The 18,697-nt window shown below is 43.0% G+C and carries 17 protein-coding genes; 9 read left to right on the top strand and 8 right to left on the bottom strand.

Annotated elements, in window-relative coordinates; translation table 11 throughout:
* Nucleotides 1-8 precede the first annotated feature (8 nt).
* From H5073_RS04905 to H5073_RS04885, 5 genes are all read right to left on the bottom strand, one after another.
* A complete protein-coding gene (locus H5073_RS04905) occupies nucleotides 9-1,631 on the bottom strand; it encodes a S8 family serine peptidase (RefSeq protein WP_182677544.1) in 1,623 nt (540 codons plus the stop codon).
* Between the two features lie 391 nt (nucleotides 1,632-2,022).
* Entirely contained in the window at nucleotides 2,023-2,241 is a 219-nt protein-coding gene (locus tag H5073_RS04900) for a hypothetical protein (protein WP_182677542.1), read from the bottom strand.
* A 113-nt stretch (nucleotides 2,242-2,354) separates the two neighbouring features.
* Nucleotides 2,355-2,831, bottom strand: a complete 477-nt coding sequence (locus H5073_RS04895) for a YbfB/YjiJ family MFS transporter (RefSeq protein ID WP_310734228.1) — start codon at nucleotides 2,829-2,831, stop codon at nucleotides 2,355-2,357.
* Nucleotides 2,832-2,909: 78 nt separating this feature from the next.
* Nucleotides 2,910-4,118: a porin gene (locus H5073_RS04890; RefSeq protein ID WP_182677538.1), complete on the bottom strand. Its 1,209-nt coding sequence runs from the start codon at nucleotides 4,116-4,118 to the stop codon at nucleotides 2,910-2,912.
* An 81-nt stretch (nucleotides 4,119-4,199) separates the two neighbouring features.
* Nucleotides 4,200-4,670 (bottom strand): hypothetical protein, encoded by a 471-nt coding sequence (locus tag H5073_RS04885; RefSeq protein WP_182677536.1) that lies wholly within the window; start codon nucleotides 4,668-4,670, stop codon nucleotides 4,200-4,202.
* Nucleotides 4,671-5,622: 952 nt separating this feature from the next.
* Between H5073_RS04885 and H5073_RS04880 the strand changes: the two genes are divergently transcribed.
* From H5073_RS04880 to H5073_RS04855, 6 genes are all read left to right on the top strand, one after another.
* Nucleotides 5,623-6,090: a hypothetical protein gene (locus H5073_RS04880; RefSeq protein ID WP_182677534.1), complete on the top strand. Its 468-nt coding sequence runs from the start codon at nucleotides 5,623-5,625 to the stop codon at nucleotides 6,088-6,090.
* A 145-nt stretch (nucleotides 6,091-6,235) separates the two neighbouring features.
* Nucleotides 6,236-7,093, top strand: a complete 858-nt coding sequence (locus H5073_RS04875) for a molecular chaperone (protein WP_182677532.1) — start codon at nucleotides 6,236-6,238, stop codon at nucleotides 7,091-7,093.
* 23 nt (nucleotides 7,094-7,116) lie between these two features.
* Entirely contained in the window at nucleotides 7,117-10,182 is a 3,066-nt protein-coding gene (locus tag H5073_RS04870; protein WP_259394824.1) for a carboxypeptidase-like regulatory domain-containing protein, read from the top strand.
* Between the two features lie 138 nt (nucleotides 10,183-10,320).
* Entirely contained in the window at nucleotides 10,321-10,737 is a 417-nt protein-coding gene (locus H5073_RS04865) for a DUF4402 domain-containing protein (RefSeq protein WP_182677531.1), read from the top strand.
* A 104-nt stretch (nucleotides 10,738-10,841) separates the two neighbouring features.
* Entirely contained in the window at nucleotides 10,842-11,180 is a 339-nt protein-coding gene (locus tag H5073_RS04860) for a PBPRA1643 family SWIM/SEC-C metal-binding motif protein (protein ID WP_182677529.1), read from the top strand.
* Nucleotides 11,181-11,332: 152 nt separating this feature from the next.
* A complete protein-coding gene (locus tag H5073_RS04855) occupies nucleotides 11,333-12,886 on the top strand; it encodes an MFS transporter (protein WP_182677527.1) in 1,554 nt (517 codons plus the stop codon).
* 14 nt (nucleotides 12,887-12,900) lie between these two features.
* Here the strand turns inward: H5073_RS04855 and H5073_RS04850 are convergent, their stop codons facing one another.
* Entirely contained in the window at nucleotides 12,901-13,605 is a 705-nt protein-coding gene (locus tag H5073_RS04850) for a pseudouridine synthase (protein ID WP_182677525.1), read from the bottom strand.
* Between the two features lie 119 nt (nucleotides 13,606-13,724).
* Between H5073_RS04850 and glnD the strand changes: the two genes are divergently transcribed.
* The 3 genes from glnD to H5073_RS04835 are packed head-to-tail and all read left to right on the top strand — an operon-like array spanning nucleotide 13,725 to nucleotide 17,204.
* Nucleotides 13,725-16,349 carry a [protein-PII] uridylyltransferase gene (glnD, locus tag H5073_RS04845; protein WP_182677523.1) on the top strand — a complete coding sequence of 875 codons (2,625 nt, stop codon included), beginning with the start codon at nucleotides 13,725-13,727 and terminating at the stop codon, nucleotides 16,347-16,349.
* Between the two features lie 52 nt (nucleotides 16,350-16,401).
* A complete protein-coding gene (locus H5073_RS04840) occupies nucleotides 16,402-16,911 on the top strand; it encodes a YcxB family protein (RefSeq protein ID WP_182677520.1) in 510 nt (169 codons plus the stop codon).
* Between the two features lie 38 nt (nucleotides 16,912-16,949).
* Nucleotides 16,950-17,204, top strand: a complete 255-nt coding sequence (locus tag H5073_RS04835; protein WP_182677518.1) for a hypothetical protein — start codon at nucleotides 16,950-16,952, stop codon at nucleotides 17,202-17,204.
* A gap of 80 nt (nucleotides 17,205-17,284) precedes the next feature.
* On the opposite strand, the gene H5073_RS04830 is transcribed toward H5073_RS04835, so the two are convergent.
* Together H5073_RS04830 and H5073_RS04825 are read right to left on the bottom strand one after the other, a co-directional pair.
* Nucleotides 17,285-17,593 carry a DUF1289 domain-containing protein gene (locus H5073_RS04830; RefSeq protein ID WP_182677516.1) on the bottom strand — a complete coding sequence of 103 codons (309 nt, stop codon included), beginning with the start codon at nucleotides 17,591-17,593 and terminating at the stop codon, nucleotides 17,285-17,287.
* Nucleotides 17,594-17,687: 94 nt separating this feature from the next.
* A complete protein-coding gene (locus tag H5073_RS04825) occupies nucleotides 17,688-18,668 on the bottom strand; it encodes a D-2-hydroxyacid dehydrogenase (RefSeq protein WP_182677514.1) in 981 nt (326 codons plus the stop codon).
* Nucleotides 18,669-18,697 lie beyond the last annotated feature (29 nt).

The raw sequence follows: 18,697 nt of genomic DNA, 5'->3' as shown, positions 1-18,697 counted from the left end.
CAAAAATTCTAGTTACAGTTACCCGTTAACTTAGCTTGTAGCGCTTCCATTTGGCGGCTTTGGCCTGTGGTACCTGCCTGAGCACCATTTTGTACCCAGCCTAACCATCCATTACCTGCAACGTGGGCACGGTATTCAATGTTACAGCCAGCGGGGGCATTATTGAGCCACACTTTAGTGGCTTCCATTTGACGGCTCTGCCCTGTGGTGCCAGACACGGCGCCATTACACACAGGATTCATCCAACCAATACCTGCTACGTGGGCGCTATAACAAATCTGCATAGTGGAATGAGTTAATTTCATTTGGCTCGCTTCCATACGGCGACTTTGCCCCGTAGTCCCAGCGGTAGCCCCGTCATCAACCCAAGGTAGCCAACCCATATAGGCAACATGGGCACGATACTCCACCTGAGGCGCAACATTGTCATCATTGAGTGAATACAGCAGCTCATTGGGCGAGCCTGCATTGGGATTAGTGACTTTATTTTTAGTGCTTCTGCTGCTAATAAGCGAGTCAATTTGCGCTGGCGTTAGACTATTATTTTCATTTAAGTACAGAGCCGCGACACCCGCAACATGGGGCGCAGCCATGGATGTACCGCTAATGGTATTAGTGGCGTTATCGCTGTTGTACCAAGCTGAAGTAATTGAAGAGCCTGGAGCAAACACATCCAAACAACTGCCATAATTTGAAAAACTCGAACGTGCATCAGTATTAGTGGTTGAGCCTACTGTGATTGCTTTAACCGCCCTTGCAGGCGAGAAAGAACAGGCATCAGCGTTACTGTTTCCTGCAGCGACCACAGTTGTGATCCCAGAGCTGACCAAGTTATTAACCGCATCATCTACCGCTTGAGACGCGCCGCCGCCCAAGCTCATATTCGCAACAGCAGGCAGAGCCGCATTATTTTTAACCCAATTGATACCGCTTATAACCCCTGAGTAAGTACCTGAACCACTACAGTTTAAGACTCTTACACCCACAAGATTGACGTTTTTGGCAACGCCCCAAGTGGAACCACCTATAGTGCCAGCCACATGAGTACCATGGCCATTACAATCGCTCGAATCATTGTCATTATCAACAAAGTCATAGCCACTGCTTGCCCTTCCACCAAATTCTTGATGACTATTACGAATACCCGTATCAATAACATAGGCAGTCACATTATTGCCATCATATTGATAATTATATGTATTATCTAATGGCAAATCATGCTGATCAATTCTGTCTAATCCCCAGGTTGCATTGTTTTGCACCGCTGTTGTCGACATAACAGGATCGAGTGTAAAATATTGATCTTGTTCAATATAGCGAACATTGTCATCTTTTAAAAGCTGCTCAAGCTGCTGCTTATCAGCGGTTACCACTACGCCATTAAGCACATCATCGAAACGCAGTTTAATGGTCACATTATATTTGTTTACCAATGAGTCGGTATTGGCGGCAAGCTGCGCCTTGAAAGCGTTTTTAGACATAGCTTTCGCAGCTGAATTAAATACTACAATATATTGATTTTCAACCGCTTTTGAGCTGTCAGTAACAAGCAGTTTTGATGGGCTAGCAGCACTTGCCGCAAAGATAGGCAATGAGACAGCAAGCAAGGCAAAGTAATTTAATTTGAACATTTGGTATCCTTAAAAGTCCGTTTATACCACCAACAAACACCTTACCGCTGAGTCGACTTCAAGCAATTGATCTTTTTGGAAAGCTGTCATTGCTTACCATGCTCCGCACCAAATGATACTTATTGGTTGGCTGTTTAAATGAGTAGCAAAATTAAATTTTGAAGCAAAACATACATCACCGATTGGAAAGCCAACAGGCACAGGACAAGTTAGTACAAACAAAATGCTTGCACGATAACCAAGTAGACACATTTGAGTGATATTTAAACAACCTTAATTTGTAATATTTATCCAATAAGATAAGGATTACGATGACTTACTTGTGAGCTTATGAAAGAACTGATATGAGCACTTAGATGTTGAATCCGGATTTGATTCAGTAATTTAATGTTCAAAGTGCTGCAAAATCAGGCTTCGACGACAATACTGTTAAGCTGACCCGACTTAAAATCCCTTTAAAGGGTGATTGCTCAATAAACGTCGCTATCCGTGTCGTGTCTGCCCGATTAAAAATTTCGCTATGACGAAATTGCACATATTCTATGGCCACGTGCAAGTACAGGTTGGCAAGATTAGCCTGTAAATATCCAGCTTGTTGTGTTGAACTCAACTCACTCTCTAACGTGTTAAGACTTGCAGCTAGGCCTGCTTTACCTCGCTCACTGAGGGGGTTTTTATTATCAATAAAGCGCCCTAAGGCTAGGGTGCGTCATATCTACTTGTTTATGGCTGGTAAGTGCTATGCACAGTACCGATAATAAAAGCGCACTGGCGCTCAGCCCAAACAGAATGTGATAAGAGGCCAGTTAAGATAGCGCCTATCATAGCGCCAATACCAAAGGTTGCCCAATACAGTCCACCACTCACAAACGACATTTTAAGTTCACGGACAATATAATCCACCCAAAAGAGTGTGTGAGGCAGATAACCAATGGCGTTAAAAGTATACGCCGACAGTATCAGCCCAAGCGTCATCATTTGAGGCTTAGATAAATCTTTAAAAGATAAAGCTTCGCCTTTGTAGCTTGAATTCTCGCTCTTTTGCCAAGTATCAGAAGCAATCCATGCATTCCAAGTCAACATTGTCGCTATCAATGCCACAATGCCCATACCAAGCCATGCAGACACTAGGCTGTGATATATAAGCACAGGGAGCAATGTCCCTGATAACATGGCGCCAAGACCTATGCCAGAGAAAATAACGCTTTAGTCTTAAGGAATAAAAAAGTCACCATAAAGGTGACTTTGTTACTTTGATGTACCGCGAGGGCATTTATGTTAGAACAGCCACTCTTGGCTAAAGTCGTAACGCATGCCTATTAGCACAGAATCAAAATCACCTAAGTGATCGTAGTTACGGGTGAGGTACTCGATATGAAAGCGAATATTGTCAGCGGGCAACCACTCGAGGGTCGCATTATAGCCATCGAACGCTTGGCTTGCTGCTGAATTATCGCCATCATCAAAGGCAAAATAGCCCACTTTTACGCCGTAATGATCAGATAATGGAAAACCAACCGAGAAATCGATCATATCGCCGCTTCTGTCCGAAGGGATAAGCACTCTCTCGTAGGTTTTGTCGTGATATGCCGCCGCCACATACAAACCAGAGTCAAAGGTATAAGCCACCACCCCAGCCCAAGTGTCATTATCACCTATATCCACATCCCCAAGGGTTAGCGAATTCATGATTTGCGGTTCGGTCAGATACGTCACCGCAGCATGGAAATTACCTTTGTCATAGCCAAGGCCTGCGTTAAACATATCGCTGCCGTTATCGCCGGTTTCACCATTAAATTGTGATGCCATCATCCATTTGAAATCACCAAATTCAAGCTCATAGCTCACCAGGTTATTAACGAAAAATAGCCCTTCAGGATCATAGCCAAACGGGCTGCCTGCGTGGTTAAAAATATCAACATACTCAGCAACTAAAGTGTATTGCGGTGGCCGTTGTTTACCAATAGCCAAACGACCATAAGGGCTGTCTAATGCCACATAAGCTAAGCGTGATTTACCAAAATCGCCATTATTAGCAACCTCAACGTTCCACTCTCCATGCATCTGCACTTGCCAGCCTGGCATAAACTCATTACTGGCTTTAAAACCTACCCGTGAGAGTGCATCCCCCACATCCCAGCTAGTTTCGTTTTGGGCATCATAATAGCCATAGGTTGGCCTAAGGCTAGTGTAAACCTTGATTTGGCTATTGGCAGCTTGTGGGCTGGCTTGAGGGCTTCTCTTGTTATGAGATGTGTTACTAGATGTGCTGGCAGCGTCATTTGAAACATGGACAGTATGAGTATTTTGGGCAACAGCTTGATCGGTTTGCAGTTGTTTCGCTTCTAATTCAGCAACTTTTTGCTGTAGCTTAACCAGTTCAGCTTTGAGCTGCGCGAGTGCGGAATCTTCAGCACTGGCATTAGCACTAAAGGCTAATGCAATACTGACAGCTAAGCTTGAGAGTAAGAGCTTGTTTCTATACATATCATCACCTTCCTTTTTTATAATGTAAAAAGTATAGACGATTGTTTTTTTGCTGCGCTAAAAAGACATCAGTACAACTTACTATTGCTCTTGAATTGTCAATAGATATTGGGGGTATTTAACTCCTTGAGCCGTTTTCTTTTTGGCAACCAACTTGGCACCAACTTCGATGAACTCCCCCTTAATACCTGGGTTAGCTAAGCCTGAAACAGGAAAGGAGTTATAAGTTTTATTTTTGTACCTTATTCTAATACGCTTCAAATCAACAAAGGATTCATTACTCAAAGAGATCACATCTAGGCTGATAAGGGAGCTGGTGTCTGAAGTCACTAAATATCGACCTTGATAGTAGTCGGCATCTAGTAGCGTGGTGTTGGTGCTATTGGCAATATTTCCTTTCCAGTTCACTTCCACTATCGTGTTTTTGTCAAAATGCATTAAGGCGCTGGGGAACTTAAGTGGCTGCACTTCAGTAATCGACACCTCTGCAAAAATAGTCGCCGTAAATAACAAGCAAGCAAATGTTATCCATCGACAGTTCTTAAGCAACATGCTGCCCACCCACTAACTTAAAAAATAAAAAAATAAAACCATTACAACCAACACCTTAAATTCAAATAGCATAAAAAAAGCAAACTTGAAGAAAATAAATCACAAATACCATATAAAAAACACTATACAAGAATCATCTCACGAACAATCACAGCTATCAATGACTAAAAAAACACACTGCCGTTTAAAAAAACATCAAAAAAAAAGCAGATTGAAATATAATAATATTTAATCTCATCCCCTACATCATTGTATATGTCAACCTAAAATTCTTTCTTAATCCACCAAAAATTTGAAGCTAACAACACTCCTTACTCTAATTGTTAGAGTCGCCCTAACAAGCTAAACAGAGGCAAACTACTTAAAATCGGAAATTATATTTATTAATAAGATTAAAAATTAAAAAAATCGATATTGTTATGCATAAATAAATTTTCACTAGCAAAAGCAGCATAGAGGCAAAGACCTCAAAATCAAAGGTTTACACCGCAAAAGAAAGGTACTCAATAGAAGAAAAGGTTCGTAAAGGTAATCAAAAAAACAACGAGTTAAATCAACACCAACACTTATGTATGATAATTAACCAAAGTATCAATCTAGAACAAATACACTAAAAAACAATAAGGCATTTCAAAATAATCATGTTTAAGCATAAAAGGCACACCTTTATTTTAAAAAATGAAACTTTAAAAACAACATTACTTAATAATAAAAACAGATGAACCTACTGCTATCAATAGACATTTTCACCAAATAGCTATCAGCAACACCACAATTATTCCAAATAAAAAACAATCAACCCCAATTAAAATGAAACCAAATTGTTGCAAAATAATGTAATTTTGGTAAATTGACTGAGCACCCAAGCTTAATCTCTTGTTTGCATTGAAATATTAAGCATGCAAAAAGCATGCATTACTTATAATAGCAAAATTTCACTCTGAGACTCAAAATGACTAACAAACTACTACTTTCTACACTTATCGCATCAAGTTTTTTAATGGTTTCACAAGCTAATGCCGCTGATGGCACAGGAACTGCAAAGTTCAACTTAGTAGCGCCAATCACAGTAACTAGCATTGCTGATATGGAGCTGGGCGATGTGAGCATTCTTGCTGATGGTATCTGCTCGGTTGATACTGCAGGTGCAACTACTGGGGCAAACTGTGTTGCTGGCGGTACAACTCCTGCAGCCGGTTCTTTCACTATCGCTGCAGCAAACGGCACTGTGAACCTTTCTGTATCAGCACCTGATACCAGTGTTACAGGTGTTACATTCACGCCCAAACTTGATGCTGCTACAACCACAGTAGCGCTTAACACTGCCAACGTTAAAGTTGCAGGCGATGTCGCAGTTGTTGCAGCAACAGCTGCAACTGGCGCACAAACACTAAACTACACACTATCGGTAGTTTATTAATAAGCGACTGTTTTAGTTTGATTATTTAAAATTAAACAACAAAGCCCCTTTTAGGGGCTTTTTGCGTTATCAGCACTAAGCTCGATGTAGCTAACTATCACAAAAATCGATGATAAATTCATCCCTCATTAGCTGGGCAAATCTTATGAACAAACATTTACTCTTTGGCACCGCAGCCCTACTCCTTGGTTGTGCTTTTTCAGACTCATTACAAGCAAACCTACTCGTCACGCCTACAAGAGTAGAGCTCGATGAAAAACGCGCCAAGAGCGCGGTTTTCTCCTTAGTTAACAAGGGCACCAAGACTTCACGCTATGAAATCTATTTCGAAGAGAAGCGCATGCTCCCTAGTGGTGATTTTGTCACTTTAAGTAAAGATGACGGCATAGCTAAAGCCAATAGGGCTATTGATGAAGCGCTAATTTCACAGATGCAAGCCACTTCCATCGCTAAATATCTACGCTACTCTCCCAGAAGGTTAACCTTAGAGCCAGAGCAAGGTGGTCGCGTTCGCCTAGCCTTAAGAACGCCGAAAACACTGCCTGAAGGTGAGTACCGCAGTTACATAGTGTTTCACCAAATTCCTTTGGCGCCCAAAGTTCAGAACAATAACACCAGCAAGGATGGCCAATCACTAAGCTTAACAATTTCAGCTTATATGAAAATTGCTGTGCCTATTTTTTTGCGTGTAGGAGATCTCAAGGCTGATATCAGTTTAAACACAGGTAAGCTTGAGCTGTCTCAAGGCCAGCAAAGTTTGCAAGTCAGCTTGCACAGACAAGGTGCACGCAGCAGTTATGGCGATTTAGAAGTGATTAATCCGGTGAACAATCAAGTATTGGGTTCACTTAAGAATGCCGCCGTATATAGCGAACTCAATGAAAAGTCTTATTCGGTGCCTTTAAGTGAAACGCTATCCCCAGGTAGTGAACTTATTATCCGCTTCACCGAAAGCGATAAGCTTTTTGAGCATCAACGTATTGAAACCCGCTTGCGCTTCTAAACCCGTGAGTTTTACTGTGTAACATGAGTCAATTCTCATTTAAGCGAACACTCAAGCATGGTCTTTATACGGCCATGCTACTGCTACTTTGGGAAGCCGCTGTCCCCGCACTTGCTATCGATGATTTTAATTTAGGCTATAAATTGGCTTTGCAACATAAAGACAAGCAAGCCGCAAAAACAGTGGTAAGGGCCAATGCTGCTTTAACTCATCATCCAAAGAAAATATCAGTTGTTCCTAAGCCGCTGAACATCAAACTCGGCCCTAAGCCCAAGCTTGATTTCAGTAGCAACGCTAAAGCGCAAGCTAAGGCTGCAGTAACACAAAGGACAATTAAAACAGTAACAAAGCCATCGAATTCACAGGTAAGCAATCAATCCTCTGTGGTAGCTCAAGTGTTAACTCAAGTTAGCAGCGTCGATGCCATGAGCGGCGCCACAGCCTTAGCTTCAAAGGCTAATCTTCAGCTAAATGCTGCTATGGAACCCCATATTTCACCGGCGCCGTCGACAGCACTTTTAAGACAATCTTCGGCTGCATTTTCAAAAGCCGCAGCGAGCACAGCGTCACTCGAAAATACCGGTAAAAGTGAGTCAGAATTACCTCAATGCCAGCGGCCCGTTAATCGTATTTATGTCACTGAACAAGGCCAAGAAGAGCACTTTATTGTCACTCAACTCAATTATGGCAAGACGATGTTATCCGAAGATATGTTCGCCTACCAGCAGGGAACAAACATCTATTTACCGCTACAATTTCTAGCCGAACAATTGATGCTACCGCTACAGGTTGAAATGGATGACTTAAGTGCTACCGGTTGGTTTCTTGCCCCTAAAAACGCCATAACATTGAGTCAGAATTTAATGCAATACTTAAGTCATAATCATGATTGTAATGCTGACGCGACCACAGTCTTTTTTGATGATTGGGATCTTTATGTCGATCAAGCCATTATCGAACAAATGTTTGGCCTGAAAGTTAACTTCGATACTGCACGCCAACGCTTTGAGCTTAAGGAGCAGCTCAACATTCCATTGAGCCAGTTATTGGCAAGACAGCAGCGCTATCAATTATTCAAGGATCAAAAAAAGCATGGCAAGCTTCAGAGCAGAACCGTTAAAAACCGCTACGCCCAAATTGGCGATGTTGCGCTGCACATAGACATAGGGGCACGTAGCCAGTCTGTTAAGGGTGAGACTAAGCAAAACCCGGACGGCTTTATTCAAAGCCGCGCCGATATCCTCGGTCACAGCAGTTACCTAGGGTATTCCTGGTCAGAACAAGGCAGCAATCTTAATGCCTATATAGAAAAAAATCTGCAAGACAGTTGGGTAAAACACTACCGCTTAGGTAGTGTAAATAGTCATAACCTAGCACTGGTGAATAACGGTAGCTTTGGCCAAGGTCTAGTGGTAAGTGCTGGTGATAACTTCGATACCGATTTCAGGCACATAGTCGTTGAAGGGGAAAATGAGCCTGACTGGGATGTGGAGCTTTACCGCAACAATAGCTTAATCTCGGTGCAGCGGGTTGGCAGTGATGGTCGTTATCGCTTTGAAGAAGTGCCCTACTTTATTGGCCTAAACCAATACCAACTGCGATTTTTTGGCCCTAATGGTGAAAATAGGATCGAGTCATTCAGCAAATTATTAGACCCAAGTGTCATGGAAGCAGGTAGCTTTGGGGTCGATATGGGCATGATGCAGCGGGAACAAGACCAGCTTAAACAATTTTACGCCAGCGCTAACTGGGCCGTGTCAGATAACATCACCACGGCCCTTGCATTAGTGCAGCAAGAGGTCGCCACAGATGATTGGCTGATGACCCCAAAGCTCAGTGTGAGCTTAGTGGGGGATGCCAGCGTGTTGCAAGCAAATCTCGCCCACAATGACAGCGGCAGCGCTGCAAGCCTTGTCGTCCAAGGCAGTGGTAAACTGTTAGATTGGCAAGCACAGTGGGACAGCTTCGATGGTTTTATCAGTTGGGATAATCCAAATGGGCACCTTAAGCAGGCCGCTGGGCTTAATGTCAGCGGTAACATAAGCAATAGTCATTTGAGCTGGTCACTGGCGGGCCTGTGGCGCGAACAACTATTGGGCTCTGATTCTAGTCAATTAAGCGCAACACTTTCAGGTCAGTATCAGCAATTTTCATTAAGTAATACCTTAAGCTATTGGGTGTCAGCAGAAACTAAACACTGGTCCAATCGACTCTCTCTGTCAGGGCGAATGGATGATTGGTACTTAAGAAACTATATCGATGTAGGCCTTTCTCCAGAGCTAAAATTAAATCAGTGGGTTATCAACGCCAGCAAAGCAATTAATGATGCAGTAAATTACCAGTTTGAATTAATTTATCAACCCCAAGTCCCCGCGCCCTATGCCATGCGCAATACCTTGTCATATTTCCTCGATGAAGGGGCGGTACGTCTTGCATTAGAAAATAATTCCAGTGGAGATTGGAGTGCCCAGCTTAAATGGAGCAGTTCACTGCTGTATATGCCTGACGAGAACCAATGGCATGCAGACAGGATTAGCTACCTTAATACTGGCAGCATCAAGATCATCGCCTTCCAGGATGACAATAATGATGGTATTCGTAACCCTGATGAAGTGGGGATCGCTGGACTCACCTTTTCTGGCCACAGAGATGCCAGTAACAACACTGATGATAATGGTGAGTTACTGCTGACTCATTTGCAAACCAGTCGCCCTCACAAACTGGTACTCAATGACAACAGCTTGCCCGATCCCTTCTTAGTGCCTAGGGATCGCGCCCTTTCCATCGAAGTGCATCCAGGCAACGTGCAAGAAATTTATTACCCTGTGCTATTTACTGCAGAGCTTGAAGGAGAAGCTTATTTTGATAATGACACCCCAGCCAAAGGCACTCTAGTAACCTTAACCCATAAAGCCAGCAAAGAAAGCCACAGCGCCCGAGTGGAGTATGATGGTATCTTTATTTTCGAGCGCTTAATGCCCGGGGAGTATGAACTCGCCATTAGTCCAAGGGCACCTTCTAGTACCATAACCCAAACTGTCACCTTAAAGCCTGGAGATTTCTTCACCCTAGCGCCGCTACAACTATAATTAACTGCTGCTATAACACTTATAGCGATGACAAATTAAGCAAATAGCCTATTTTTGTAAAAATATGCTCCAATGGACAGCTCAGTTTCATTTCTAACGCTATACTCACGCCACTAGCCTCTGGTTTGGGAACTTAGCTTGAATGTATTTATACTCGCAACTGCAGTTGCTCAAGCCCATTTCACTTTAGTAAGCCCTCTTGGGATTGAAGAAAATCAACAACTCGATTTAGGTAAGGTAACCAATCAAGTCAGCCTCTATTGCCAATTAGACGCCAATCAACGTCAAGGCAATGGCTGCGTAAATTCAGAAAGCCAACTCGCTAAATTTTATTTTTCCGGCGCTCCGCAGACTCAAATCAAAATCATGCTGCAATCAGTGAGCAATAGTGAGTTTACCTTCACGCCGTTACTGCCTAATGGCAGCCAGAGTCAAACATTTTCATTAGAACAAGGCCCGTTAGCAGTCGCGATTGGTGGCCGATTGGATATTAATGCCGCCGCCAATGAGGGCCAGCAACAGATAAGTTACACCATAGAGGTCAACTATTTGTAATACGATTGGTATAACTAAAAAAATAAACAAAATTTGCTCAAAAAGGCTATTTTGTAGTATAAGCTGTCGCCAATATCTTCCCCCTGTTATTTAGGTTCGACTCAATGTCTGATAAATTCTTTTTTAAAGGCCGTAAAACGCCTAAGCCCGCCTATGGCGAAAGTGGCTATAACACTAAACGCTCAGCCAAATTAGGCACCAAAGAGCACCCTTTAGTGCTTAGCGTTCAAACTCAAACGCGCTTAGATGAAGTGAATGCCTTATTGGCCGAGCGCCAATTGATAGCCTCTGTCACTCTTGATACTGATAAAGCTGAAGACATAGTGCAGTTGATGGGGATCATCAATAAACCAAAAAGCGTTAGCTTCGATGCTAAGCCTAATCGCAATGAAGCTTGCCAATGTGGCAGCGGTGCAAAATATAAAAAATGCTGTGGCGCTTAGTGATAGCAACTCTTTCAGCCCTAATAAATAAGGGCTCACTTAAAAAAATGCCGACTGCTGTCGGCATTTTTTTTGGTATTTTCAGGCGACTTAGGTAAAGTGTGCCATTGATTTCTATTTTCATAAAAATAATAACAAACAGAGGCGAAGATATGGCCGGGACAAGCCCAAGTGGCAATGATTTAAGCGAAGTAAAACAACTAGGGATGTGGGCCTCAATAACCAGCCTAGGTTACATTTTTTGGCTAGTTGGCGGCATGGAACTGGTTGAGCGAATCGCCTATTACGGCGTTAAAGCCAGTGCAGGCCTGTATGCAAAATCCCCAGTATCAGAAGGTGGCTTAGGGATAAACCTTCATGACTACGGCGTCATTCTTGCGGTGTGGGCGCTAATGCAAACCTTTATTCCTGTGATAACTGGCGGTATTTCAGATCGCGTAGGTTACAAAGAGACCATTTTTGTCTCTACCATTATTAAAATCTGTGGCTACCTAGTCATGGCGTTAATGCCTGATTTTTGGGGTTTCCTCATCGGTGCTATGTTACTGGCCGCTGGCACTGGGGTGTTTAAGCCCGGCATTCAGGGCACCTTAGTGCTTTCTACTAAGCGCGAAAATACCTCCATGGCTTGGGGGATTTTCTATCAAGTGGTGAATATTGGCGGCTTCCTTGGTCCTTTGGTTGCTGTGCATATGCGTCAGCTTTCTTGGGACAATGTGTTCTATGCTTGTGCTGCAATTATCTCCATGAATTTCCTATTCTTATTGGCCTATAAAGAGCCAGGTAAAGCAGAGCGACTTGAGCGCGCCCGCAAAGTGAAAACCGGTGAAATAAACCAAGAAGCCCTCTGGAAAGATGCCCTACGTGAGCTTAAAAAACCTGTGGTCATTTACTACATGCTGGTGTTTGCAGGCTTTTGGTTTTTATACAATTCACTGTTTGATGTATTGCCCATTCATATCTCTGAATGGGTCGATACCAGCATAATAGTGACCTCACTATTTGGCCCTGAAGGCACAAGTAACGGCATTTTGCAGTTCTGGCTGGGGTTAAATAATGAAGGTACTAAGGTGATGCCAGAAGGCATGCTTAACCTCAATGCAGGGATGATCATGACCACTTGCTTCTTGGTCGCGGCTTTCACGGCTAAGTATCGGATTACCACAGCGATGTTCGTTGGCTGCTTATTAAGCATTGCTGCCATCATGTTAGTTGGCTTTTTTAACGCCGCTTGGATGATAGTGCTGGCCATTGCGATGTTCTCGGTTGGCGAAATGATGATAAGCCCGAAAAAGAATGAGTTTATGGGTAATATTGCCCCAGAGGGCAAGAAAGCCATGTATTTAGGTTTTGTGATGCTGCCCCAAGGCATAGGCTGGACCTTAGAAGGCTATTTTGCCCCTAAGCTTTATCAAATCTATGCCTCGAAAGAAGTGTTTTCACGGGAAGATCTACTCGCTCGCGGCATGAGCCAAACAGATGTTGATGCCATTCCCCAAGGAGAGGCTTTTACCCGACTGGTTGAATATACCGGCATGCAGGCACAAGAAGTGACTCACCTACTCTATAATGCTCACAATATTGGCATGGCCTGGTACATCATTGGCGCCATTGGCATTATTTCAGCTGTGGGTATTTTTATCTATGGTAAGTGGTTATTAGGGCTTCAGCGCCAAGACGTCGCAGCCCAAGGTAAATCGGCTTAGCAACACAAACGTGCTTAAAAAAGTGCGACCTCTGCCGGCGTCAGGTGACGAAACTCACCTGGCGCTAGCGCCTCATCCAGCAATAACTCACCAATAGCCTCTCTGTGCAAGCCAATAACCGGATTTCGAAAGCGGCCAAACATGCGCTTTATCTGATGATATTTGCCTTCATTAAGGCTGACTCTCGCCTGATGCGATGACAATATTTCAAGTCCTGCAGCCTGAGTGGTCATGCCTTCATAATCGAAATACATGCCCTCAGCAAACCCCTTGATGTAAGACTCATCGATGGGGTTTGCTAAGCTCACTAAGTATTTTTTGGTCACTTTATTATTCGGTGACATCAAAGCTTGTGACCAGCGTGCATCATTGGTAATCAGCAATAAGCCACTGGAGTTTAAATCCAATCTACCTGCAATGTGCAGCATCTCAAGCGCTATGCCGTGGAGTAAGTCCACTGCCGTTTTATGAATATCATCTTTAGTGGCACTCACCACGCCCACGGGCTTATTAAGCATTAAGTAGCACTTTTCATTATGCTGCAATGTCAGCCCATCACATTCAATACGACTGAATTCATCTATCTGCATATCCATGGCACTAACCTTGACGCCATTAACGCTTACACGCCCTTCAAGTAACATAAAACGCACTGATTTTCGGGGAACTTGCAGTTTAGTGGCAAGGAATTGATCGAGTCGAGCACGCTTTGACGCCATATCGTTAACATCTTATTGAAATAAAATAATAAGCTATTATGTGTAATTTGAGTTCACAGAGTAAATGCCTTACTCTAAAACACTTATCTTTTTCATAGATAAGCCATATAAGGATCCCCATGTTAGCCCATAGCGCAGGAAGTGAGCTCAATCCCTACATGAGCATTGCTCAATTCAAGCAAGCCATTACTGAGATGGATAACTATCTTGAACAAAATGTCAGCCATTTCGATATCAATGACAGCCTTAAATACCGCGCGCAGTTTTTCGATACCTTATTATGTGTACTGTGGAACAACTTATCCCTGTGTAATGAGACCATTTCCCTAAATGCCGTTGGCGGTTATGGCCGCCAAACCTTACACCCCTATTCTGATATCGATATTTGTCTGGTGCATGATAAGCCCCTAGACTTAGTTGAATCTGAAAAAATCAGCCAGTTTTTAACCCAGCTTTGGGATCTAGGCATTGAACTGGGCCATGGGGTAAGAAGCCTTGATGATACCTATATTGCCTGTAAAGAAGATGTCACTACGGCCACAAGCTTACTTGAAATACGCCATCTAGCAGGTGCTGGACATCATGAACAACGAGTCTTAGCCGCCCTATACAGTCAAGATTTGTGGCACAGTGAAGCTTTTTTCAATGCCAAACTTGCTGAACAACAACAGCGTCACGCTAAAGCCCAAGGCACGGCGTACAGCATAGAGCCCAATCTTAAAACCAGCCCTGGCGGCATGCGTGACATCCAAACCCTGACTTGGGTTGCCCGCAAGCATTTTGCCGTTGCCGATATGCAGCAGCTGCGAAAGTTTAACTTTTTTACTAATGATGAATATGCCGAATTGCTCGAGTGTCAGAACTTTCTCTGGCGGGTAAGATTTGCCCTACATCAAGCGGCAAAACGTAATGAAAATAGGCTGCTACTTCAGTATCAAGCCGATGTTGCCCGTTTAATGGGCTTTGGTGACAGCGGTAATATCATTATAGAAAAAATGATGCGCCAACTATTCAGAGCCATGAAGCGCATTAAAGAATTAAACCAAATGTTATTGGCCTATTTCGCCCGTGAAATCAGCCCTCAGGCGCAACACCAGCAAATAATACTCAACCCGCAATTTGAGATTTTAGATAAGCATATACATGCGGTTCATGAAGATGTGTTTATCGATCGCACTCAGATTATGGTGCTATTTGAACTGGTGGCCATTCACCATAAAGACATTGTCGGCATTACCCCTGAGACCTTACGCTTGCTGCGCCAAGTTAGGCGTCGTTTGATGGGGGATTTACAAGATTTTCATGCCTGTAGAGAAAAATTTCTACGTATTTTCAAGCATCCTCAAGGTATGGGGTTGGCGATTAGTTTAATGCATGAACATGGGATTTTAGCCTCCTACCTCCCCCAATGGCGCGAAGTCGTAGGTCAGATGCAATTTGATTTATTTCACGCCTATACCGTTGATGAGCACACTCATAAATTACTGAAAAAAATTCATCAGTTTAGACAGGGAAACTTGGATGGAAGTAACCGGTTAGCCAGCGATATTTTTCAAAAAATGTCAGTGAAAGAATCGCTATTGTTTGCGGCATTATTTCATGATTTAGCCAAAGGCCGTGGCGGTGATCACAGTGAGCTTGGCGCGGTAGATGCAGCCCAATTTGCTAAGTTCCATGATCTTAAAAAATCACAGCAGCACTTAATCACTTGGCTGGTTGAGCATCATCTATTGATGTCTATTACCTCCCAGCGTATGGATATTTACGACCTTGAAGTGGTCAATACCTTTGCCAAAACCGTCGGTACTCAAACCCGTCTCGATGCACTTTACTGCCTGACCGTCGCTGATATTCAAGCCACTAATGATGATTTATGGAACGATTGGAAGGCAAGTTTACTTAAAGATCTCTATTTCGCGACCCGTAAAGCATTGCAAAACGGTTTTCAAAATGTGCTGCAACTAAGAAGCCAAATTAGAGAGCAAAAACAGGAGGCCCTGGGATTACTCATTAAAGATATGTCTTTAGAAACGGTGCAAGCCTTGTGGAAACGTTTGCCATTATCATTCTTCAGCAACACAGAAGCCGATGATATCGCCCGCTATACCTTAGCCATACACCAGCACGAATTGGCGGCGATTCAAAACAACGAACCAGCCGGCACCTTGATTTTAATTGAAGATGCACAGCTTAAAGCCAGCACAGATGTGTTTGTTTATACTCAAGACAGACCAGGATTATTTGTTAAGCTATTTAATACCTTAGCAGCACTGAGGATCTCAGTTAAGCAAGCCCAAATATCAAAAACCAAAGATGGCTCTGTGGTGGAATCATTTAAAGTATTGGATTTTGATGAGAAGCCCATAGCAAGCCCCCAAAGGCGTAACCAAATCACCCAAAAGCTGTTGCAAGTGCTAGATCAAGGCGCCAGCATCCCCAAAAAACGCACCCCAAGGCACAACCAAACCTTTAGCAGCAAACCCAATATCGAGTTTTTACACACCAAGCACAATAATCGCAGTTTATTGCATATTTCAGCTTTAGAAACCAGTGAATTTATGGAGCAAATATCTCAAGCCTTTAGAAGCTTAGGACTGAATATTCATGCGGCGTCCATCAATACTGTGGGTGAGCGAGCCGATAATGTATTTCTACTTTCAAATCTTGAAGGTCATGAACTTAGTCCAAATGAGCAAGAGAAACTAAAGAGTTTATTGGTGAGTTTTATTACATCCCAAGTATAATCGGCGCCATAACGTCAAGTTCACCCACAAACATCATTCAGTTAAGGTATTCATGGACACCAGCTTTCATTATTCGACCGAGTTCACCCTTGATAAATCTCACTACGACGAATGTTATTGTGAATCTATGCCGGCAAAGACCAGCCCTAAAGCCTATATAAAAGCGGCAGTATTCCTGCTATTTGGTATTACCTTGATATTTACCGACATCAACCGTTATCTAGTGTACTTTTTTATCGGTCTTGGCATTATTGAAGCCCTGCAGGTTAAATATCACAAAGCCTGGTACTTGATGCGTCAAATGATGAGTAAAGCGGCCGGTAATCAAGTCACTTTAATCATCAATGACAAAGGTATTCACACCCGTTCAGATTATGTTAACCACAGCATAGAATGGAGCAATATTAATAATATTAGTGACACAGAACATGGCTTTTTAATTGCGGTAAAAAACGGAAAAAGCTATATTTCTAAGCGTTGCCTTGATCAAGAAGCGATAGCTTTTATCCTGACCAAGCAAGCGGAAAACCTTAAAAACCTACCTGACACAGGCAGTTTTTAATCAATAATGTATGAAGTTCTCACTAGAAGGAACCTAAAATGCGCACTATTAAAATACTGACAAGCTTATTATTCACACTTAGCTTTGCAGCTTCAGCAAACGAGAATCAAACACCACAAGCCCCAAATGAAGTATTAAGTTCATTGCGTGATGCGTGTCACCAAATTGCAGCTGAAGAAAAGATTGAAGACATGGAAAATGCGAGTTTTGTATTTGATTGTATTAACGATCAACTCAATGAAATGGGTTACCAGCGACTGCTTCCTTCAGAGAACCCTACGCCAGCATTATAAGCTCACCTGATGGCTCACGAGCCTCAAGTATTTAGTAACTGGTATCTTTGTCATTATAAGCATGCAAGTTCAATTAATGCTTATAGTGGCTCATTGGGCTCAGACGTTTTATTCGCTGGTTCAAAATCAAATTCTGGATTTAACAGCGCCTGAGACTCAGCCATTGAAGCCTGAATAGCCTGCCTTTTTTCAACAAAAATAGCATATTGACGACGTTTTTTACGTTGTAAGCACAATCGATTCACCTCTTGCTTTTGCGCATCATTAAAATTAAGCCAATTAAACCTTTCATCACGACTACGCATACAGCCCAAACAATAGCCACGAGGATCTGTCTGACAGATCCCCAAACACGGGCTAGGTAGAGTGAAAAAGCTTAACTGCTCCATGAAAACAGGCCCTTATTGCTCAAAAGTTAACCTTAAGCATAGCTTTATTTTTCATGTTCATAAATGGTTATTTATCGAACGATAAATAGTGCCGCTAACTCACCCTATTACGTATCTTAGCCTGTAAAAAACCAGCGACATTATCAATGGCAATATTGAGTAGGTTTTGCCTAGCTTCAAATGTAGCCCAACCAATATGGGGCGTGATACTGATATTACTGGCTCGGAGTAAGGGATTGTCTACCTTAGGTGGCTCAGTGCTTAATACATCGACACCGGCGAATAAACGCCCGCCATTGAGCGCGCTGGCAAGAGCTGACTCATCGATTAAGTCGCCTCTGGCGGTATTGATTAGCAGCGCATTGGGTTTAATTAGTTTAAGCCGTTGCGGATTAATAAGATGATGAGTCACAGGTGTTAATGGGCAATGCAGTGAAATAATATCCGCCGCTGACAACAGCGCCTCTAAGCTCAAATAATTTAGCTTGTCAGGCAATGGCTTAGTTTTATCTTGTCGATTGACCGATACTTTCATCTCAAAGGCCAATGCAATCTTGGCCACTTTTTCAGCTATATTACCAAAACCCACTAACCCTAAATGCTTGCCTTTTAACGAACCAAGCTGAGTTAAGCTAAAGCAAAAATCCTCAGATTGACACCACAGGCCCGCTTTCACAGCTTGATGATGTAAGGCCACTTGCTGACTGTGATGCAAAATATGCGCAAACACCATTTGCGCAACGGCGTCTGGACCATAGGCTGGGACATTCGTCACCACTATGCCCTTTAATCTCGCCGCCTCAAGATCAACAACATTAGTGCCTGTGGCTAAAATACCGATATATTTAAGCTCAGGCAGCATCGCCATCAATGCGGCATTAATTGGCGTCTTGTTGGTCAATAACATGCTTGCACCTTGGCAACGTCTCAGCAGATCATCCGTGCTACTGCGTTCATAGACGCTCAAATCACACAGTGCTGCAAGTGGTTGCCAAGATAAATCGCCGGGATTTAAGCTAAACCCATCTAATACCACAAGCCTTTCTCGAGTGTTAATATTTGGATTTATCACCATACGGCCTCCACTTTTTGATACCCAGCTAA

It is taken from the genome of Shewanella sp. SR44-3 (assembly GCF_014163735.1).
Taxonomy (GTDB): domain Bacteria; phylum Pseudomonadota; class Gammaproteobacteria; order Enterobacterales; family Shewanellaceae; genus Shewanella.
Note: the sequence above shows the minus strand (reverse complement) of the source record. Positions and strands in the feature narration are given on the sequence as shown.

Bases quoted from the DNA above. Each gene is read 5' to 3' on its own strand.
- H5073_RS04905 (WP_182677544.1), bottom strand. From the start codon at position 1,631: ATGTTCAAATTAAATTACTTTGCCTTGCTTGCTGTCTCATTGCCTATC.
- H5073_RS04890 (WP_182677538.1), bottom strand. From the start codon at position 4,118: ATGTATAGAAACAAGCTCTTACTCTCAAGCTTAGCTGTCAGTATTGCA.
- H5073_RS04885 (WP_182677536.1), bottom strand. From the start codon at position 4,670: ATGTTGCTTAAGAACTGTCGATGGATAACATTTGCTTGCTTGTTATTT.
- H5073_RS04880 (WP_182677534.1), top strand. From the start codon at position 5,623: ATGACTAACAAACTACTACTTTCTACACTTATCGCATCAAGTTTTTTA.
- H5073_RS04875 (WP_182677532.1), top strand. From the start codon at position 6,236: ATGAACAAACATTTACTCTTTGGCACCGCAGCCCTACTCCTTGGTTGT.
- H5073_RS04870 (WP_259394824.1), top strand. From the start codon at position 7,117: ATGAGTCAATTCTCATTTAAGCGAACACTCAAGCATGGTCTTTATACG.
- H5073_RS04860 (WP_182677529.1), top strand. From the start codon at position 10,842: ATGTCTGATAAATTCTTTTTTAAAGGCCGTAAAACGCCTAAGCCCGCC.
- H5073_RS04855 (WP_182677527.1), top strand. From the start codon at position 11,333: ATGGCCGGGACAAGCCCAAGTGGCAATGATTTAAGCGAAGTAAAACAA.
- H5073_RS04850 (WP_182677525.1), bottom strand. From the start codon at position 13,605: ATGGCGTCAAAGCGTGCTCGACTCGATCAATTCCTTGCCACTAAACTG.
- glnD (WP_182677523.1), top strand. From the start codon at position 13,725: ATGTTAGCCCATAGCGCAGGAAGTGAGCTCAATCCCTACATGAGCATT.
- H5073_RS04840 (WP_182677520.1), top strand. From the start codon at position 16,402: ATGGACACCAGCTTTCATTATTCGACCGAGTTCACCCTTGATAAATCT.
- H5073_RS04835 (WP_182677518.1), top strand. From the start codon at position 16,950: ATGCGCACTATTAAAATACTGACAAGCTTATTATTCACACTTAGCTTT.
- H5073_RS04830 (WP_182677516.1), bottom strand. From the start codon at position 17,593: ATGGAGCAGTTAAGCTTTTTCACTCTACCTAGCCCGTGTTTGGGGATC.
- H5073_RS04825 (WP_182677514.1), bottom strand. From the start codon at position 18,668: ATGGTGATAAATCCAAATATTAACACTCGAGAAAGGCTTGTGGTATTA.